The sequence below is a fragment of the Vibrio bathopelagicus genome, assembly GCF_014879975.1.
GTDB lineage: Bacteria > Pseudomonadota > Gammaproteobacteria > Enterobacterales > Vibrionaceae > Vibrio > Vibrio bathopelagicus.
On record NZ_CP062500.1, the window covers coordinates 3,353,019 to 3,369,757 of the forward strand.

Consider the following 16,739-nt stretch of genomic DNA (forward strand, 5'->3'; position numbering starts at 1 on the left):
AATAAAATAAAGACACCGCAGCATCACTAAAAAGCGATAAAGCCATACCTTTAAGGCGCAGTATATTAATGAATCTGTGAGGTAGGATCAACTGATTTGATACATTTTTCGCCAACACTTTCTTTAAACCCTCTATATAAGCATCATTTTTTAGTTCAGCTAGCATTCAAGCCTCAAGTAAGCTCTGTCATCCAAACTGCTCCTCGAATTTAACGTTCTTATCCTTTAGACTGTTCGCTCTCGTCAACTCAGATAAAGCCATCCCTTTATGCGTCCAATGATTGCCCGTGTGGCACTGCCTGTACCACTCGACAAGCAGTTCGATTACAAGATTCCTAGCCACCTATTTCCGATTATTGGTGGGCGAGTCTCTGTGCCTTTCGGACGACAAACCTTAACTGGTATTGTGACGGCTCTGGTTAACGAGTCTGAATTCGAGCTAGACAAACTTAAGCCCATTAAAGCCCTATTAGATAACCAACCCGTTTGGCCTGAATCGGTCTACTCACTATTAATGTGGTGTAGCCAATTTTATCAGTATCCACTAGGTGAAACTTTTGCCAATGCTCTGCCAAGCGCTTTACGAAAAGGTAAAGCTGCTGACTTCGCAACGCTTGTCGAATGGCAACTGACCCCACCAGGTAGAGACCAATTCATGCAAGGCTTTGGTCGCGCCGTCAAGCAAGCCAAAGTGATGCACATGCTTGAGCACGGCCCGGTTCCTCATCAGGAGTTCATTGATGAAGAAGTGGGAAGCGCAGTACTCAAGACTTTGGAAGAGAAAGGTTGGATTGAATCGATAGAGAAAAAACCAAAGCGTCATGCATGGCCAACGGATCTCGAAAACGACCAAGACAAACCAAAACTCAATGCTGAGCAAGCCATCGCGATTGCGACCGTAAATAGTCAAACCGATTTTGGTTGCTTCTTGCTAGAGGGTGTCACTGGTTCAGGTAAGACCGAAGTCTACCTAAATATGATTAAGCCGATTCTCGACCAAGGCAAACAAGCGTTAGTCTTGGTACCTGAGATTGGTCTCACTCCACAAACAATTAACCGCTTTAAGCGACGCTTTAATGTGCCTGTTGAGGTTATCCACTCTGGATTAAACGATTCTGAGCGACTCAATGCATGGCTATCAGCCCGCGATAAAATTGCAGGCATCGTGATTGGTACGCGCTCGGCTCTGTTCACGCCGTTTGCTGATTTGGGCATTATCATTGTTGATGAAGAGCATGACGCCTCTTATAAACAGCAAGATAGTCTGCGCTACCACGCTCGTGATGTCGCGATCATGCGTGCTCATAAGGCGCAAATCCCGGTGGTTTTGGGTTCAGCTACACCGGCTTTTGAAACACTGCACAACGCCCAGATAGGTAAATACAGCTACCTTACCCTCACCTCACGCGCTGGTGTCGCACTGCCGACCACCAATAAAGTGTTGGATGTTAAAGGGGAGTATCTGGAAAGTGGCTTGTCTGCGTCGTTAATTGCAGAAATGCAAAGACACTTAAAAGCGGGCAACCAAGTGATGCTGTTCCTCAATCGCCGCGGTTTCTCCCCAGCATTGATGTGCCACGACTGTGGTTGGACAGCCGAATGTAAACGCTGTGATGCCTACTACACCTATCACCAGTACAGTAATGAAATGCGCTGCCACCATTGTGGTTCGCAGCAGCATATCGTACACAATTGCCAAGGCTGTGGTTCAGCTAACTTGGTGACGGTGGGTGTCGGCACCGAGCAACTTGAAACACAACTTGGTCAACTGTTCCCTGAATACAAAACCATTCGTATTGACCGCGATAGCACCCGCCGAAAAGGCAGCCTAGAAAGCGCGCTAGAATCGATTCGTAAGGGTGAATACCAAATACTGATCGGTACACAGATGCTTGCCAAAGGGCACCACTTCCCTGACGTGACACTTGTGGCGTTATTGGACGTTGATGCCTCTTTATATAGTAGTGACTTCCGCGCCTCTGAAAGACTGGCTCAGTTATTCACTCAAGTTGCAGGTCGAGCAGGTCGAGCCAGCAAACCTGGTGAGGTTATCTTACAAACTCACCATCCAGAACATGGCTTGTTACAAGCACTTCTGCACAAAGACTATAACCACTTTGCCCAGACAGCTCTGGCTGAACGCAAACAAACGATGTTGCCGCCTTATACCTTCATGACTCTGTTTAGAGCAGAAGCGAACGACACACGCTTGGTGGAAGAGTTCTTGCGTCAAGTTCGTCACACATTGGAATCTCATCCACTGTTTGACCAATATTGCATGGTGCTCGGCCCAACTCCTGCGCCATTGGCAAAACGAGCAGGTAAATCTCGCTGGCAGCTGATCTTGCAAACACAAACTCGTTCATTAATGCAAAAGCTATTAATGAGTGCGAAGCCGGCAATTAATATGTTACCCGCTGCGAAAAAAGTCCGCTGGTCACTCGATATTGAGCCGCAAGATCTGAGCTAAACCCACTCGGGTTAAAACTAATGATAAGTTTGTTCACAAATATTTCATATTTCTCGTGAGCAACTTCACACTAGTCATGTGATTTTTGTTAATCTAGCCGTAACTTTACACGGATGAAACGAATAAAATATTGCAATAAAAAAAGTGTTAGCAACACTTTCACAATATCTATCCGATTGTATTAATTATTCATGCCTTAGATACTTAGGCAGCAAAGGAACTTAAAAGAGGGTTTAATTTATGGCGACAATGAAGGATGTTGCCCAGCTAGCAGGCGTCTCAACCGCAACGGTATCACGTGCATTGATGAACCCTGAGAAAGTCTCAGTTTCGACTCGTAAACGAGTAGAGACAGCAGTACTTGAAGCTGGATACTCACCCAATACATTAGCTCGAAACTTACGTCGCAACGAATCAAAAACCATCATCACTATTGTTCCTGATATCTGTGACCCTTATTTCGCTGAGATCATCCGTGGTATCGAAGATGCTGCAGTAGAAAATGATTACCTAGTTCTGCTTGGCGACAGTGGCCAGCAGAAAAAGCGCGAATCATCATTTGTTAACTTGGTATTCACCAAACAAGCTGACGGCATGCTGCTGTTAGGCACCGACCATCCATTTGATGTCAGTAAGCCTGAACAAAAGAATCTACCGCCTATGGTTATGGCGTGTGAATTTGCACCCGAGCTTGAATTACCAACGGTACATATCGACAACCTGACCTCTGCATTTGAAGCCGTGAACTACCTAGCTCAATTAGGTCATAAGCGTATTGCTCAAATCTCTGGGCCAACCACTGCAACTCTGTGTAAGTTCCGCCAACAAGGTTACCAACAAGCACTGCGCCGCGCTGGAGTATCAATGAACCCAGCTTACAGCACAGTGGGCGACTTCACTTTTGAAGCTGGCGCGCAAGCAGTTCGTCACTTATTGGCACTTCCAGAGCAACCAACCGCGATTTTCTGTCACAACGATGCGATGGCAATTGGTGCGATTCAAGAAGCGAAAAAGTTAGGTTTACGTGTTCCCCAAGACTTATCGATTGTTGGCTTCGATGACATCCAATTCGCTCAATACTGCGATCCACCGCTAACGACTATTTCTCAACCTCGTTACGAAATCGGACGCCAAGCGATGTTGATGATGCTCGACCTACTTAAAGGTAACGATGTGCAAGCAGGTTCACGCCTACTTGAAGCCAAACTCGTGGTTCGTGGCAGCACAGCACCACCTCGAATTTAGGCAAGATAAATACCCATACAAACCTGCGGCACATTTTGATGTGCCGCTTCCATTTCTGCACTATTATCCTCGCTCAATCTGGATTACCATGAGAGCAGAACTATCAACTATCGAATTGTCTTGTGGCTAATAGAGATTATGTAAAGCGCGGTCGTGGCACGAAAAAACCGACCAAGAAGCAAGCCCCTCGCCGTAAACCTTGGCGCAGCGGTCTTTTGGCGATCCTCCTTGCCGGTGGTTTTGGTTACGGACTTTACTTACTGAGTAATGATCCTGAGCCGCCCACACCAGTGCCTGAGGTGAGCAAGCCGAAACCTAAGCCAAAACCAGCGAAAGTGATTCCACCTCCTCCAGAAGAGAAGTGGGACTACGTTGAAACGCTGCCAAGTCGTGAGATTGAAGTTAAAGCCAAAGAGCAAGAGATCTCAAAGATCCCTTACATCATGCAGTGTGGCGCTTACAAAACCGCTTCTCAGGCAGATGCTCGTAAATTGGATATTGCTTTCCAAGGTATTTCGAGTGAAATCCGTAAGAAAGACGGCAGTAGCTGGTACCGTGTGGTTCTAGGGCCATACAAGTTTAAGCGTGACGCCGAGCGCGATCGCCACAAACTACAACGAGCAAAAATCGAACCTTGCGCTATTTGGAAAGACACCGAATAGATTTAGCGATAGTCGCAGTCTTAATCTTAGCAAAAGCCGAAAACCAAACTCCGAAAGCCTCCCATTGTGGAGGTTTTCTTTTATCCCCTCCCCTTTAACCAAATTTCCTTACAACTTCCGCCGATAAGTTGCGCGACATCACTCGACCTTCCTTGAATTATCCGAGCACCATCCTCATATACTTTTTATACCCAAAGATAAGAAATATTAAGAGGCCCTACTCGTGACTACCATTGTATCTATACGTCGTAATAATAAAGTCGTCATCGCGGGTGATGGACAAGTATCTCTAGGCAACACCGTAATGAAGGGCAATGCCCGTAAAGTGCGCCGCCTATACAACAATAAAGTACTGGCTGGTTTTGCTGGCGGTACGGCTGATGCTTTCACGCTATTCGAAAAATTTGAAAGCAAGCTGCAAATGCACCAAGGCCACCTAACCAAAGCTGCCGTTGAGCTGGCGAAGGATTGGCGTAGCGACCGTGCTCTACGTAAATTAGAAGCACTGCTAGCAGTAGCGGATGAGACCGCTTCATTGATCATCACTGGTAACGGTGACGTAGTTCAACCAGAGAACGACCTGATTGCTATCGGTTCAGGCGGTAACTTCGCTCAAGCAGCGGCTACTGCATTATTAGAAAATACAGATTTAGATGCGCGTGAAATTGCAGAAAAGTCGCTGAACATTGCTGGCGATATCTGCGTATTCACCAACCATCACCACACTATTGAAGAACTAGAGAGCACCGTTGAGCTGCCAAAGCCAGAGTAGCGACCGCTTCCATCAATAACGTTGTATTCAACAGTGATTAAAGAATTAAGGAAAAACCATGTCTGAGATGACTCCTCGCGAAATCGTTCACGAACTCAATCGCCACATTATCGGCCAAGACAACGCTAAGCGTTCAGTAGCCATCGCACTACGTAACCGCTGGCGTCGTATGCAGCTTGAAGAAAGCCTGCGTGTTGAAGTATCACCAAAGAACATCCTGATGATTGGCCCTACCGGTGTGGGTAAAACTGAAATTGCTCGCCGCCTAGCGAAACTGGCGAATGCGCCGTTCATCAAAGTAGAAGCGACTAAGTTCACTGAAGTCGGCTACGTAGGTAAAGAAGTTGAAACCATCATCCGTGACCTAACGGACGTTGCGATCAAGATGACGCACCAGCAAGCGATGGGAAAAGTACAATACCGCGCTGAAGAGCAAGCTGAAGAACGCATTCTTGATGCCCTTTTACCACCAGCACGCGATGCTTGGGGTCAGAACGAGCAATCAACGGAAGAGACAACCTCTTCAAACACTCGCCAGATTTTCCGCAAGAAACTGCGCGAAGGTAAGCTAGACGACAAAGAGATCGAAGTTGATGTAGCGGCACCGCAAATGGGTGTTGAAATCATGTCACCTCCAGGTATGGAAGAGATGACTAACCAGCTACAAGGCATGTTCCAAAACCTCGCTGGCGACACCAAGAAAAAGCGTAAGATGAAAATCAAAGACGCATTCAAAGCACTGACTGAAGAAGAAGCTGCGAAGCTTGTGAACCAGGAAGAGCTAAAAGAGAGCGCGATCTTCAACGCTGAAAACAACGGCATCGTCTTCATCGATGAGATCGACAAAATCTGTAAGCGTGGCGACAGCTCAGGCCCAGACGTATCTCGTGAAGGTGTTCAACGTGACCTGCTTCCTCTTATCGAAGGCAGCACAGTATCAACTAAGCACGGTATGGTTAAAACTGACCACATCTTGTTTATCACATCAGGCGCATTCCAAGTGGCTAAGCCATCAGACCTGATCCCTGAACTGCAAGGCCGTCTGCCAATCCGAGTTGAACTTGAAGCGCTTTCTGCACATGACTTCAAACGTATTCTTACTGAGCCAAAGGCGTCACTGACAGAGCAGTACATTGCCCTGATGAAAACAGAAGATGTCGGCATTGAGTTCACTGAAGATGGCATCAACCAAATTGCTGACGCAGCATGGCGTGTGAACGAAACCACTGAAAACATCGGTGCGCGTCGTCTACACACAGTCATGGAGCGCCTAATGGATGAGATTTCATTCGACGCAACAGACAGAGCAGGCAGCAAATTGGTGATTGATGAAGCTTATGTAATATCTAAGCTTGGCGAGCTCGTGGAAGACGAAGACCTAAGCCGCTTCATCTTGTAGCACAGGAAACTCCAACTTATTGCTCTATCTCAAAGAAATAGCAGCTAATAAGCGAATTCAAGGCCCACTTTCGAGTGGGCTTTTTATTACCCGAAAAATGGGCGTATACTCAAAACACAGTTTGAAACGAAGACTTACAAAGAATTAGACCTACGATGAAACAATCTCTATTGATTTGGCTTGATGCCGCACGACCAAAAACTCTGCCTCTCGCACTTGTCTCTATTCTTACAGGAAGTAGTTTAGCGTTCGCCAACGACCAATTTTCTTTGTCGATAGCCCTGCTGGCATTTTTAACTGCCACGCTATTACAGATTTTATCGAATTTAGCGAATGACTACGGCGATGCGATTAAAGGCACGGATAACGACAAACGCCTAGGCCCGATGAGAGCCATGCAATCGGGCGCTGTCACCGCTCAAACCATGAAACAAGCGATCATTCTCAATATCGTATTTACGGTAATCGCAGGGTTGATTCTTATTTTTCATGCACTGAGTTCACTCGAAAGTATCTTATCTTTCATTGCTTTAGGTGTTTTAGCTATTGTCGCAGCGATTGCCTATACCGTGGGTAATAAACCTTATGGTTATATTGGCCTTGGCGACTTGTCGGTGTTTATCTTCTTTGGCTTGTTAGGGGTTTCAGGTACTTACTTCTTGCACACAGGTCATGTAGAACCAAGTCTGTTTCTCCCAGCACTAGGCTGTGGACTAATGGCCGTTGCCGTTCTCAACATTAACAACATGCGTGATATTGAAAACGACAGCGAATGTGGCAAGCGCACCATGGCAGTTCGCCTAGGTCAACGTAAAGCTAAGCAATACCATTTCGCATTACTCGGTTTGGCTCTTGCGTCTTTCGCCATCTACCTACTGATTCAAGAAAAACCGGTCTGGATTAGCCTGCCGTTTTTACTCAGCATTATTATTGTGTACAAGCATGGCAAGGCCGTTTGGGAAACCGAAAAACCTGCTCAGATTGCACCGATGATGCCAGTCATTGTGAAATGTTCACTGGTTACTAATCTACTGTTTGCAGGGGTTGTCGTAGCTCAAACTCTATTGAGTTAATTGAGACTAATCATTGCAAAGGGATCAAGCACCGATATACTCAAAGTAAGCTCATTGTTCAAAAGGTATGCTAATGGAATACAACACTTCAGCACTGTGCGACATATATTTGGATCAAGTTGATGTCGTGGATCCAATGTTCAGTAATTTCGGTGGACGAGCGTCATTCGCCGGACAGATCTCGACGATAAAATGTTTTGAAGACAACGCATTAATTCGGTCTGTATTAGAACAAGATGGTCTGGGGCGGGTGTTGTTGATCGATGGTGGCGGCTCACTGAGAAAAGCGCTGATCGATGCTGAAATAGCTCTGCTTGCCGAAGACAATGAATGGGAAGGTATTGTGATTTATGGCTGCGTACGCGAAGTCGACGAGCTAGAAGACATGAACCTTGGTATTCAGGCTTTGGCCTCTATTCCCGTTGGTGCGAGCCAAGAAGGTGTCGGTGAATTAGACGTACCGGTCAACTTTGGCAGCGTAACTTTCTTACCGGAAGATTACCTCTACGCAGACAACACGGGCATCATTCTTTCTGCTGAACCTTTGGATGTTGAGCTTGATTTGGATGTTGAAGAAGAAGAGCCAGAGTAACGATTCCAACGAGCCCCACCCAAGCTAACATTCGTAAACCAGCACTTTGCAAATTAGAACAACAAACAAAAACGCCCGCTACTGAGTAGCGGGCGTTTTTTTAAATCTGAAGAGTTGATTACTCTACGTCATCCATTTTACCTAGAAGGTTACGGATGCGATCTTGCCATGCAGAGTGCTCTTCCTGCATTTGCTGAGTTTTTTGCTCTAGGTCGTGGCGGCTAGCTTTTAGCTCACCAGCTTCTGTTGCTAGTGCTTCTTTTTCTTCTTTAAGCTCTTCCACTTCCATTTGAAGAAGTGCAATTGTATCTACTGCTGTTTGAATTTTTGCTTCTAGCTGCTCTAGTACTTCAAAAGACATTCTGGCCTACCTTTAAGTTATCCGTTTGATGGTGAAGGTCTACTCCACTTATTTCCCCATTCTACTCAGCAGAGCAAGGATAAACACTCTATATATTCGATATTTTGCGCCATTCGATGAAAAAAACAGCGCTTTTTACCGAATATTGACGTGAATTATTACTACCGCGACAACAGACTGATTATTTTGATGAATATTACCTGTTTTCACCTGCAAATTGATCGAGAGCAATCCCCAAAAAACAAAAAGGCAAACGTTTCCTTTGGGATATGGTAAAATTCGCCGCGAAATTTCTATTCCCCCTTTGAAAATTTTGGAGTCCGCATGAAACGCGATTTAGCAATGTCATTCTCTCGTGTCACTGAAGGTGCAGCACTAGCTGGTTACAAGTGGCTTGGCCGTGGCGATAAAAACGCTGCAGATGGCGCTGCTGTAGAAGTAATGCGTAGCCTACTGAACAAAACCGAAATTAGCGGTGAGATCGTTATTGGTGAAGGTGAAATCGATGATGCACCTATGCTATACATCGGCGAAAACGTCGGTATTGGCGGTGATGCTGTAGATATCGCCGTTGACCCAATTGAAGGGACACGCATGACAGCAATGGGCCAATCAAATGCATTGGCTGTATTGGCTGCAGGCGAGAAAGGCAGCTTCCTTAAAGCGCCTGACATGTACATGGAAAAATTAGTTGTTGGTCCTGGCGTAAAAGGCGTAATTGACCTAGAACTGCCACTGACAGAAAACCTAAAAAACATCGCCAAAGCTTTAGGCAAAACACTCGATACACTAGTAGTAACCACACTTGCTAAGCCACGTCATGACCAAGTGATTGCCGACATGCAGGCGATGGGCGTTCGTGTATTCGCAGTGCCAGACGGTGATGTTGCTGCTTCTATCTTAACGTGTATGCCAGACAGCGAAGTGGACGTAATGTACTGCATCGGCGGCGCGCCTGAAGGTGTCGTTTCGGCTGCAGTTATTCGCGCACTCGATGGCGACATGCACGCACGTCTGCTTCCTCGTCATGAAGTAAAAGGCGATACAGAAGAGAACCGCAAACACGGTGAGCTTGAATTAGAGCGTTGTGCTGAGATGGGCGTAACGGCGGGTATCGTGTTGAAGATGGAAGACATGGCTCGTAGCGACAACGTTGTGTTCTCTGCAACGGGTATTACTAAGGGTGACCTTCTAGAAGGCATCACTCGTACAGGCAATATCGCAACCACAGAAACACTGCTTATCCGTGGTCGCTGTCGTACTATTCGTCGTATCAAGTCTATTCACTACCTAGAGCGTAAAGACCCAGAAGTGATTGGTCACATCCTGTAAGCCGTATCCGGTATACAGCAAGTAGATATAGATAAGAGCCTAAAGAGCACCACCTTATCTTCAGCCAATATAAAAATCCCCATTAACTGAGTTAGTGGGGATTTTTTAATGGAAAGCGAATACAAGTTAGATTTTTTGGATCATATCCACGTCAATCTGTGTCGTTGTCCATTCAGAATCGACCTCACCACGGATAGTGACTTTGTCTTCTGGCGAGACCTCTTGCCCCATCCAGTTTTCATGTTCGATTTCCACTTCAATTTCACCACTGCTGTCTTTAAACAAGTAGAGCTCGCCTCCTAGAGATCGCACAATATTACCGGTTAACACAACAAAGCTATCCTCCGCCGCACTCTTAGCTTGTTGAACATTACTCACTGCTGGGGCACTTGGGCCATTAAACGCAGCCAATGCAGAACTCGACATCAGAGTAAGTGTCATTGTGAAAAGCAGCTTATTCATACTGATGATTCCCTGGAGTTAAAAGTAGTAAGTCGAGCTAACATTCAAAGATGCGGTGTTGGTATAGCTATCAAGTTGGTACTTTGCATTTGCACCGACAGTGAAACCGGAAGCAATTTCGTATTCCGCACCAATAGAAACCATTGCGCCAAACTCGTCATTCTTTTCTGAACGAAGGAAAAGCGTGTTATTCAGCTCCATATCATCGTTGATCACAAGCTCGTGCTCTTCTGATTTACGAGCCGTTGACTCATATTGCGTATAAGTCACACCCGCTTTCATTTTCGTTGTCCATTTATCGTTAACGGCATAGCTGAATACTGGGGCTAACGTGATTTGTTTGGCTTTGATTGAAGAGTCCCACTCCATTTCGTGTTGGTACATCTGACCATTGATATCAACGATACCCAGATTTTTCGAGCGCTCATCATCAAGCTCAAATTGGCTGTAACCCAGCTCAATCGCCCATGATTCATTAATTGAGTAACCAACAAAGCCACCCAAAATACCGTCTTCCAGTTCAGGATTAAGATTCACGCCGTCAGCCTGAAAAGAAGTTTCAAAATCGTGAACTGTCGAACCGAATCCGTATTCCAAACCAACATAAGGCGCAGCAGCAACTGAAAATGAGTTTAGGGCGAGGGCTACTAGGATTGTTTTTTTCACTGTATTTTTACCTCTTTATTTCGATAGAGGCATTATCTGAAAACGGCCGTGAAGTGATCGTGAAGAAAAAGAAAATTCTCAGGTATTTATAAATGCAGAGCAGAGAAAATGACAAAATAGTAAATGGTTTGCTTTATAAACACCTTGCCTCATAATAGTAAGGTTCACGAGGTAGAGATAGTATGAAAACAAGCGACAAAATCTTACAGACCATTAAACGTCAAGGCGCAGTAACCGCGAAACAATTGTCAGAAGAATTTGGCATGACGACAATGGGGGCAAGACAGCACCTACAAAGTTTGGAAGATGACGGTATTCTTGCGTTTCATGACGTCAAAGTAAAAGTAGGTCGCCCAACTCGTCATTGGTCACTGACTCAACAAGGTCATGGTCAATTTTCAGATCGACACGGTGAGCTCACGATTCAAGTGATTGATGCTGTTGAGAACCTATTTGGTAAAGAGGGACTAGCTAAAGTAGCCGCTGAACGTGAACAGCACACGTTAAAGCAGTACCAAGCCGCCCTATCTGGCTGCGATAATCTACTGAGTAAACTTGAAAAACTAACCCAACTTCGAGAAGAAGAAGGGTATATGGCTGAACTTCAAGATCAAGGCGATCACTACATCTTGATCGAAAACCACTGCCCTATCTGTAAGGCTGCGACTCGCTGCCCTAGCTTGTGCCAATCAGAACTCAATGTTTTCAAAGAATTACTCAAAGATGAATGTCATGTGAGCCGTACTGAACACATCATCACTGGCGAACGTCGTTGTACTTACACCCTAACGCCCAGTCACTGATTCTGTCTCAATATTGAGAAAACCAAAATAGAACGAAATTTGTACAGGTTTCTTTCTTAAGCTTAAAGCATATGAAACATGCTTAATGCTAAGGAAGGAACAATGGGACATCCACAGCCAAATCAAAAACTGCCCCCCTTTGATGAACTTGTCCAACTCGCAAAAAGCGATCCGAAAGCATTCAATCAATTCAAACACGAGATGTGCGAACAGATGATCTGTTCAGCTTCAGAACCCATGCAAGACAGGCTTCGTGCCCAACAGAGCCACATCGACTTAGTGGTTAGCCGTTGTAAAAATCCACATCATACCAATGTCGTACTTATGAAAGAGTTAAGCTGCCAAGTGTGTAAGTTCCAAGATGCGCTACAAGGTCGTTGCAGCTTTGAAGAAACTCAGCCTGAAAATGTCGTGCCTTTTAGACCTAATACAGAACCCAAAATGTATTAAACGGATACGAATTAAAAGTAGACAAGTAAGCGGTATTAAAAACAAAAAAGGGAGCGCAATGCTCCCTTTTAACTGATGAATCATCCAATCTTTATACTGGGTCTTCGCCGTAGTCGTTACGACCTTCTGTGCCTTTCAATAAGCCGCATTCAATCAGAATCCATAAGCCACACACTAACGCAGCAACCGTTGCCGCCATATGAATAGGCGATACCGACTCTGTCGTGGTCGCTGCCATTGGTGAAGCAAGGCGCCCTAGCACGAGCGGCACATTCAACAATAGCCAGTAGTTCGACTTGTTGCGGTCGTGCCAGCGCTTAGCCGTGACCGCAAGATCTGGGATAACCAGCAACAGTAGGAAGATCGGTAGCAGAATGTAAGAGTACGCAGGAAACAAAACAGAGATACCGGAAGCAAAGCCCGTAATCGCTATATAATAGAAAATATTCCAAATCCAGTAAGTCTTACGACCAATTCTCCCCTTGAAAGAGAGCAGTAAATCTTTCATCGACATCTTAAATACTCAAAAATTAATACGCTACCAAAAAGTTAGCAGCAAATAGTTAGTTAATCACTTTTAGTAAGTTGATTCTTTTTAGCTAGTTAATCACTTTCTGAAAGCAACTTTTATCCATATCTCGTATGTTGACCGTTAGGCTACGGATATGGCTTGCCTGTTCTTGTAGGGTTTGCATCAACAAACGCGACAATTCTCTTTTCTGTTCTTCGGTACGCCCTGCAAGTAACTCGAAGCTAATATGAACAAAATCTACATTGTCCTCTTCATCGCCGACCAACCAGTTATGACAGCGCAGTGAACGAGACTTCACAGAAGGCACATCAAACAAACCACAGTTTAATGTAACTTGATGAAGATCTTCTAGTAAACCTTGGATATTCACTCGCTCATCCACTGAATTTGAGTACTCTAGAACTAGATTCGGCATTATTACTTCCTATTGTTAACGCAATCGTTTGTCCCTTAATAGCAACTAACGATGAAGAATCCGAGAAGTTAGCTATTATTCTGTCTGCCGGATCACTGATATTTGCTCAAAATCTACTCTGACCATTGAGTAAGATCCAAGAAAGTCATGACCACAGTCATGATCTGTTGATATTATTCTGTTATATTATTTCGTAATAAAGTTTACTTTTTTACATTCGATTTATTTAAATACTTTGGAGATATTCCTATGCGTCATCCTGTAGTTATGGGTAACTGGAAACTAAACGGCAGCAAAGAAATGGTTGTTGATCTACTAAACGGTCTTAACGCTGAACTTGAAGGCGTAACAGGCGTAGACGTAGCAGTTGCTCCACCAGCACTTTTCGTTGATCTTGCTGAGCGTACGCTTACTGAAGCGGGCAGCGCTATCATCCTAGGTGCTCAAAACTCTGACCTAAACAACAGCGGTGCATTCACTGGCGACATGTCTCCAGCAATGCTTAAAGAGTTCGGCGCATCTCACATCATCATCGGTCACTCTGAGCGTCGTGAATACCACGCTGAGTCTGACGAATTCGTTGCTAAGAAATTCGCATTCCTAAAAGAGAACGGCCTAACTCCAGTTCTTTGTATCGGTGAATCTGAAGCACAAAACGAAGCAGGCGAAACTGTTGCTGTATGTGCTCGTCAACTTGACGCAGTTATCAACACTCAAGGTGTTGAAGCTCTTGAAGGCGCTATCATCGCTTACGAACCAATCTGGGCTATCGGTACTGGTAAAGCAGCTACAGCTGAAGATGCACAACGCATCCACGCTCAAATCCGTGCACACATCGCTGAGAAATCTGAAGACGTTGCTAAGAAAGTTGTTATCCAATACGGCGGTTCTGTTAAACCAGAAAACGCAGCAGCTTACTTCGCACAACCAGACATCGACGGTGCTCTAGTTGGCGGCGCAGCTCTAGACGCGAAAAGCTTCGCAGCTATCGCTAAAGCAGCAGCTGAAGCAAAAGCTTAATTTAAACGTCACCGTTTAAATGAATGAAAGGTCAACTTAGGTTGGCCTTTTTTATTACCTGTCGTTTGGGATTCAAGCTTCAAACTCAAACAATAGGCACAAAAAAACCGCTGATAAATCAGCGGTTTTTAAACTCTTCAAGCTAATGCTAAACGTGGCTTAGAACAACTCTTCTGCAACGCGGAATAGCTCAGAACGGTCTGGGTTCTGCATGTTCTCGATACAGTCGATGATGTCGTGGTGAACAAGCTCTTCTTTCTCGATACCAACACAACGACCGCCGTGGCCTTCCTGAAGAAGGTGAACAGCGTAGTTACCCATGCGAGAAGCCAATACACGGTCAAATGCTGTTGGGCGACCACCACGTTGGATGTGGCCAAGAACCGTTGCACGAGTTTCACGACCTGTTGAAGATTCGATCTCTTTCGCAAGTTCGTTCGCGTCCATCATTAGCTCAGTTAGAGCGATGATTGCGTGCTTCTTACCCTTCGCAATGCCATCTTGGATATTGCTGATTAACTGATCTTTATCTAGGCCAGTTTCAGGGGTAATGATGTACTCACAACCGCCGGCGATTGCTGACATAAGCGTAAGGTCACCACAGTGACGGCCCATGATTTCAACAATAGAAATACGTTGGTGAGAAGAAGACGTGTCACGTAGACGGTCGATTGAATCGATAACTGTGTTAAGCGCAGTTAAGTAACCGATTGTGTAGTCAGTGCCTGCGATATCGTTATCGATAGTGCCTGGAAGACCGATACATGGGTAACCCATCTCTGTCAGTTTCTTAGCACCCATGTAAGAGCCATCACCACCGATAACAACAAGTGCTTCGATACCGTGTTTTTTAAGGTTCTCGATGCCTTTTTCACGAACTTTAACATCTTTGAATTCAGGGAAACGCGCAGAACCTAAAAAAGTACCGCCGCGGTTGATGACGTCAGATACGCTTGAACGGTCAAGCTTTTCAATACGATCTTCAACAAGGCCTTGGTAGCCATCGTAAATGCCGTAAACTTCAATGCCAACGGATAGTGCGGTACGAACTACGCCGCGTACTGCTGCGTTCATGCCTGGAGCGTCACCACCACTGGTCAAAACACCGATCTTCTTAATCATGCTCACCCTCGATTTTTGGGAATCTATTATTCAATTCTTTTACTTGCCGACTGTATATCAGCAAGATTTTAAATCTGTATATGTGCTTTATGTTACATTTCCTCAATAGGAATAGCACTTAAATCGCGTAAATTTATGTAACATTTCTACTTCTGTAAGAGTATTACAGTTTTACTCAGTAACTTTGTTGATTCACATCAGAATCAACATTAATTGTTATGCGGTGGTTTTTGTATCACCAAAGAATTAGCAATTTTTACTCACTCTAGTTTAAAAGCTACCCACTTACCATTTGCGGGCTGCTTTTCCTACCCATTACCAGGAATGAAATTTCTGCTGCTTCTCAGGTCCAAAGACGACCGAATATGGGTCTTGATGAATTAATACATCAGCATCAGGGAACACGGAGATAAGCTTAGCCTCTACTTCATCAGAAATGCGATGCGCTTCAATAAGTGGGATATTATCTTCCAATTCTAAATGCAATTGGATGAAGCGAATCGGCCCCGAACGACGCGTTCGTAATTGGTGTACACCCAACACGCCTTCCACACTCAATGATGTCTCTTTAATCTGTTTCAGTTCTTCATCTGGCAGTTTATGATCAAGAAGAGATTGCACTGCTTCCATCGCCATTTGGTAAGCGCTGTACAGAATATAGATACCAATACCGACTGCAAACACTGAATCCGCCTGACCAATGCCAAACCAGCTCAATGCCAATGCCAACATAATGGCCGCATTCATGTAGAGATCCGTCTGGTAATGCAGTGAGTCAGCCGCAATGGCTTGGCTACCGGTTTTGTTTACGACATGCTTTTGGAATCGAACCAAACCGAAGGTCATCACCATCGCGAATAAGCTGACGTAGATACCAATTTCTGGGGAGTTCAATTCATGAGGTCTAAAGAAGCGTTCAATCCCGTTAAGGATAAGGAAACAAGCCGAGCCAGAGATAAACATCGCCTGCGCTAATGCGGCAAGGGATTCGGCCTTACCATGACCAAAGGTGTGTTCTTTATCGGCGGGCTGTAAAGAGTAGCGAACCACGATAAGATTGACGACAGAGGCCGCAATATCCAACATTGAATCCACTACGGAAGCCAACAGACTCACAGAACCTGTCACCCACCACGCTGCGACTTTCACTATCAATAAAATAGTGGCGATGGTGGTGGCTGCCCAAGCAGCAAGCGTAACTAAACGTGCGTATTCTTGTTTCATAATTTGGCTATAAAGTGACTGATAGCACAAAGTATAACCCGCAAACAATCAATTGAATATGACAGCCATGATCTAAAATATTCATTTCTAGGGATCAAAAAAAGCGGCACTCGGCCGCTTCTTTCTAAACACTTTCATT

The 16,739-nt window shown here is 45.0% G+C and carries 18 protein-coding genes; 11 read left to right on the plus strand and 7 right to left on the minus strand.

Features of this window, described 5'->3' with window-relative positions:
- The first annotated feature begins 268 nt into the window (after positions 1-268).
- The 7 genes from priA (at position 269) to rraA (ending at position 8,213) form a co-directional block, all read left to right on the plus strand.
- A complete protein-coding gene (gene priA / locus IHV80_RS15030; protein ID WP_192889525.1) occupies positions 269-2,470 on the plus strand; it encodes a primosomal protein N' in 2,202 nt (733 codons plus the stop codon).
- A 240-nt stretch (positions 2,471-2,710) separates the two neighbouring features.
- Positions 2,711-3,715: a DNA-binding transcriptional regulator CytR gene (gene cytR / locus IHV80_RS15035; protein WP_192889526.1), complete on the plus strand. Its 1,005-nt coding sequence runs from the start codon at positions 2,711-2,713 to the stop codon at positions 3,713-3,715.
- A 122-nt stretch (positions 3,716-3,837) separates the two neighbouring features.
- A complete protein-coding gene (locus IHV80_RS15040) occupies positions 3,838-4,377 on the plus strand; it encodes an SPOR domain-containing protein (RefSeq protein ID WP_065104139.1) in 540 nt (179 codons plus the stop codon).
- A 223-nt stretch (positions 4,378-4,600) separates the two neighbouring features.
- A complete protein-coding gene (gene hslV, locus IHV80_RS15045; RefSeq protein ID WP_192889527.1) occupies positions 4,601-5,149 on the plus strand; it encodes an ATP-dependent protease subunit HslV in 549 nt (182 codons plus the stop codon).
- Positions 5,150-5,207: 58 nt separating this feature from the next.
- Positions 5,208-6,548: an HslU--HslV peptidase ATPase subunit gene (gene hslU, locus IHV80_RS15050; RefSeq protein WP_192889528.1), complete on the plus strand. Its 1,341-nt coding sequence runs from the start codon at positions 5,208-5,210 to the stop codon at positions 6,546-6,548.
- Positions 6,549-6,703: 155 nt separating this feature from the next.
- On the plus strand, positions 6,704-7,621 hold the full coding sequence (locus IHV80_RS15055; RefSeq protein WP_192889529.1) for a 1,4-dihydroxy-2-naphthoate polyprenyltransferase: 918 nt from the start codon (positions 6,704-6,706) through the stop codon (positions 7,619-7,621).
- Between the two features lie 73 nt (positions 7,622-7,694).
- Positions 7,695-8,213: a ribonuclease E activity regulator RraA gene (rraA, locus tag IHV80_RS15060; protein ID WP_192889530.1), complete on the plus strand. Its 519-nt coding sequence runs from the start codon at positions 7,695-7,697 to the stop codon at positions 8,211-8,213.
- 118 nt (positions 8,214-8,331) lie between these two features.
- Here the strand turns inward: rraA and zapB are convergent, their stop codons facing one another.
- On the minus strand, positions 8,332-8,574 hold the full coding sequence (gene zapB / locus IHV80_RS15065) for a cell division protein ZapB (protein ID WP_017104626.1): 243 nt from the start codon (positions 8,572-8,574) through the stop codon (positions 8,332-8,334).
- A 324-nt stretch (positions 8,575-8,898) separates the two neighbouring features.
- Here zapB and glpX point away from each other — a divergent pair, with 324 nt between their 5' ends.
- Entirely contained in the window at positions 8,899-9,906 is a 1,008-nt protein-coding gene (gene glpX, locus IHV80_RS15070; protein WP_192889531.1) for a class II fructose-bisphosphatase, read from the plus strand.
- Between the two features lie 126 nt (positions 9,907-10,032).
- Here glpX and IHV80_RS15075 read toward each other — a convergent pair whose 3' ends face one another.
- Both IHV80_RS15075 and IHV80_RS15080 read right to left on the minus strand, forming a co-directional pair.
- Complete coding sequence (locus IHV80_RS15075; protein ID WP_192889532.1) at positions 10,033-10,368, minus strand: NirD/YgiW/YdeI family stress tolerance protein; 336 nt, start codon at positions 10,366-10,368, stop codon at positions 10,033-10,035.
- An 18-nt stretch (positions 10,369-10,386) separates the two neighbouring features.
- Entirely contained in the window at positions 10,387-11,034 is a 648-nt protein-coding gene (locus IHV80_RS15080; protein ID WP_192889533.1) for an AcfA family outer membrane beta-barrel protein, read from the minus strand.
- Between the two features lie 182 nt (positions 11,035-11,216).
- Between IHV80_RS15080 and IHV80_RS15085 the strand changes: the two genes are divergently transcribed.
- Together IHV80_RS15085 and IHV80_RS15090 are read left to right on the plus strand one after the other, a co-directional pair.
- Positions 11,217-11,837, plus strand: a complete 621-nt coding sequence (locus IHV80_RS15085) for a helix-turn-helix transcriptional regulator (protein ID WP_192889534.1) — start codon at positions 11,217-11,219, stop codon at positions 11,835-11,837.
- A 102-nt stretch (positions 11,838-11,939) separates the two neighbouring features.
- The gene (locus tag IHV80_RS15090; RefSeq protein WP_192889535.1) at positions 11,940-12,287 is read left to right on the plus strand and encodes a DUF3135 domain-containing protein; all 348 of its coding nucleotides are present in this window, start codon (positions 11,940-11,942) and stop codon (positions 12,285-12,287) included.
- 91 nt (positions 12,288-12,378) lie between these two features.
- On the opposite strand, the gene IHV80_RS15095 is transcribed toward IHV80_RS15090, so the two are convergent.
- Complete coding sequence (locus IHV80_RS15095) at positions 12,379-12,801, minus strand: DUF805 domain-containing protein (protein WP_192889536.1); 423 nt, start codon at positions 12,799-12,801, stop codon at positions 12,379-12,381.
- 85 nt (positions 12,802-12,886) lie between these two features.
- Positions 12,887-13,234 (minus strand): 5-carboxymethyl-2-hydroxymuconate Delta-isomerase, encoded by a 348-nt coding sequence (locus IHV80_RS15100; protein ID WP_102438454.1) that lies wholly within the window; start codon positions 13,232-13,234, stop codon positions 12,887-12,889.
- 249 nt (positions 13,235-13,483) lie between these two features.
- Here IHV80_RS15100 and tpiA point away from each other — a divergent pair, with 249 nt between their 5' ends.
- A complete protein-coding gene (tpiA, locus tag IHV80_RS15105) occupies positions 13,484-14,254 on the plus strand; it encodes a triose-phosphate isomerase (protein WP_012604968.1) in 771 nt (256 codons plus the stop codon).
- Between the two features lie 159 nt (positions 14,255-14,413).
- Here the strand turns inward: tpiA and pfkA are convergent, their stop codons facing one another.
- Complete coding sequence (pfkA, locus tag IHV80_RS15110; RefSeq protein ID WP_192889537.1) at positions 14,414-15,376, minus strand: 6-phosphofructokinase; 963 nt, start codon at positions 15,374-15,376, stop codon at positions 14,414-14,416.
- Between the two features lie 315 nt (positions 15,377-15,691).
- Entirely contained in the window at positions 15,692-16,600 is a 909-nt protein-coding gene (gene fieF, locus IHV80_RS15115; protein ID WP_192889538.1) for a CDF family cation-efflux transporter FieF, read from the minus strand.
- Positions 16,601-16,739: the final 139 nt, after the last annotated feature.

Excerpts from the sequence above, each read along its gene's own strand:
- priA (WP_192889525.1), top strand. The coding sequence starts at position 269 with ATGCGTCCAATGATTGCCCGTGTGGCACTGCCTGTACCACTCGACAAG.
- cytR (WP_192889526.1), top strand. The coding sequence starts at position 2,711 with ATGGCGACAATGAAGGATGTTGCCCAGCTAGCAGGCGTCTCAACCGCA.
- hslU (WP_192889528.1), top strand. The coding sequence starts at position 5,208 with ATGTCTGAGATGACTCCTCGCGAAATCGTTCACGAACTCAATCGCCAC.
- IHV80_RS15055 (WP_192889529.1), top strand. The coding sequence starts at position 6,704 with ATGAAACAATCTCTATTGATTTGGCTTGATGCCGCACGACCAAAAACT.
- rraA (WP_192889530.1), top strand. The coding sequence starts at position 7,695 with ATGGAATACAACACTTCAGCACTGTGCGACATATATTTGGATCAAGTT.
- zapB (WP_017104626.1), bottom strand. The coding sequence starts at position 8,574 with ATGTCTTTTGAAGTACTAGAGCAGCTAGAAGCAAAAATTCAAACAGCA.
- glpX (WP_192889531.1), top strand. The coding sequence starts at position 8,899 with ATGAAACGCGATTTAGCAATGTCATTCTCTCGTGTCACTGAAGGTGCA.
- IHV80_RS15075 (WP_192889532.1), bottom strand. The coding sequence starts at position 10,368 with ATGAATAAGCTGCTTTTCACAATGACACTTACTCTGATGTCGAGTTCT.
- IHV80_RS15085 (WP_192889534.1), top strand. The coding sequence starts at position 11,217 with ATGAAAACAAGCGACAAAATCTTACAGACCATTAAACGTCAAGGCGCA.
- IHV80_RS15090 (WP_192889535.1), top strand. The coding sequence starts at position 11,940 with ATGGGACATCCACAGCCAAATCAAAAACTGCCCCCCTTTGATGAACTT.
- IHV80_RS15095 (WP_192889536.1), bottom strand. The coding sequence starts at position 12,801 with ATGTCGATGAAAGATTTACTGCTCTCTTTCAAGGGGAGAATTGGTCGT.
- IHV80_RS15100 (WP_102438454.1), bottom strand. The coding sequence starts at position 13,234 with ATGCCGAATCTAGTTCTAGAGTACTCAAATTCAGTGGATGAGCGAGTG.
- tpiA (WP_012604968.1), top strand. The coding sequence starts at position 13,484 with ATGCGTCATCCTGTAGTTATGGGTAACTGGAAACTAAACGGCAGCAAA.
- pfkA (WP_192889537.1), bottom strand. The coding sequence starts at position 15,376 with ATGATTAAGAAGATCGGTGTTTTGACCAGTGGTGGTGACGCTCCAGGC.
- fieF (WP_192889538.1), bottom strand. The coding sequence starts at position 16,600 with ATGAAACAAGAATACGCACGTTTAGTTACGCTTGCTGCTTGGGCAGCC.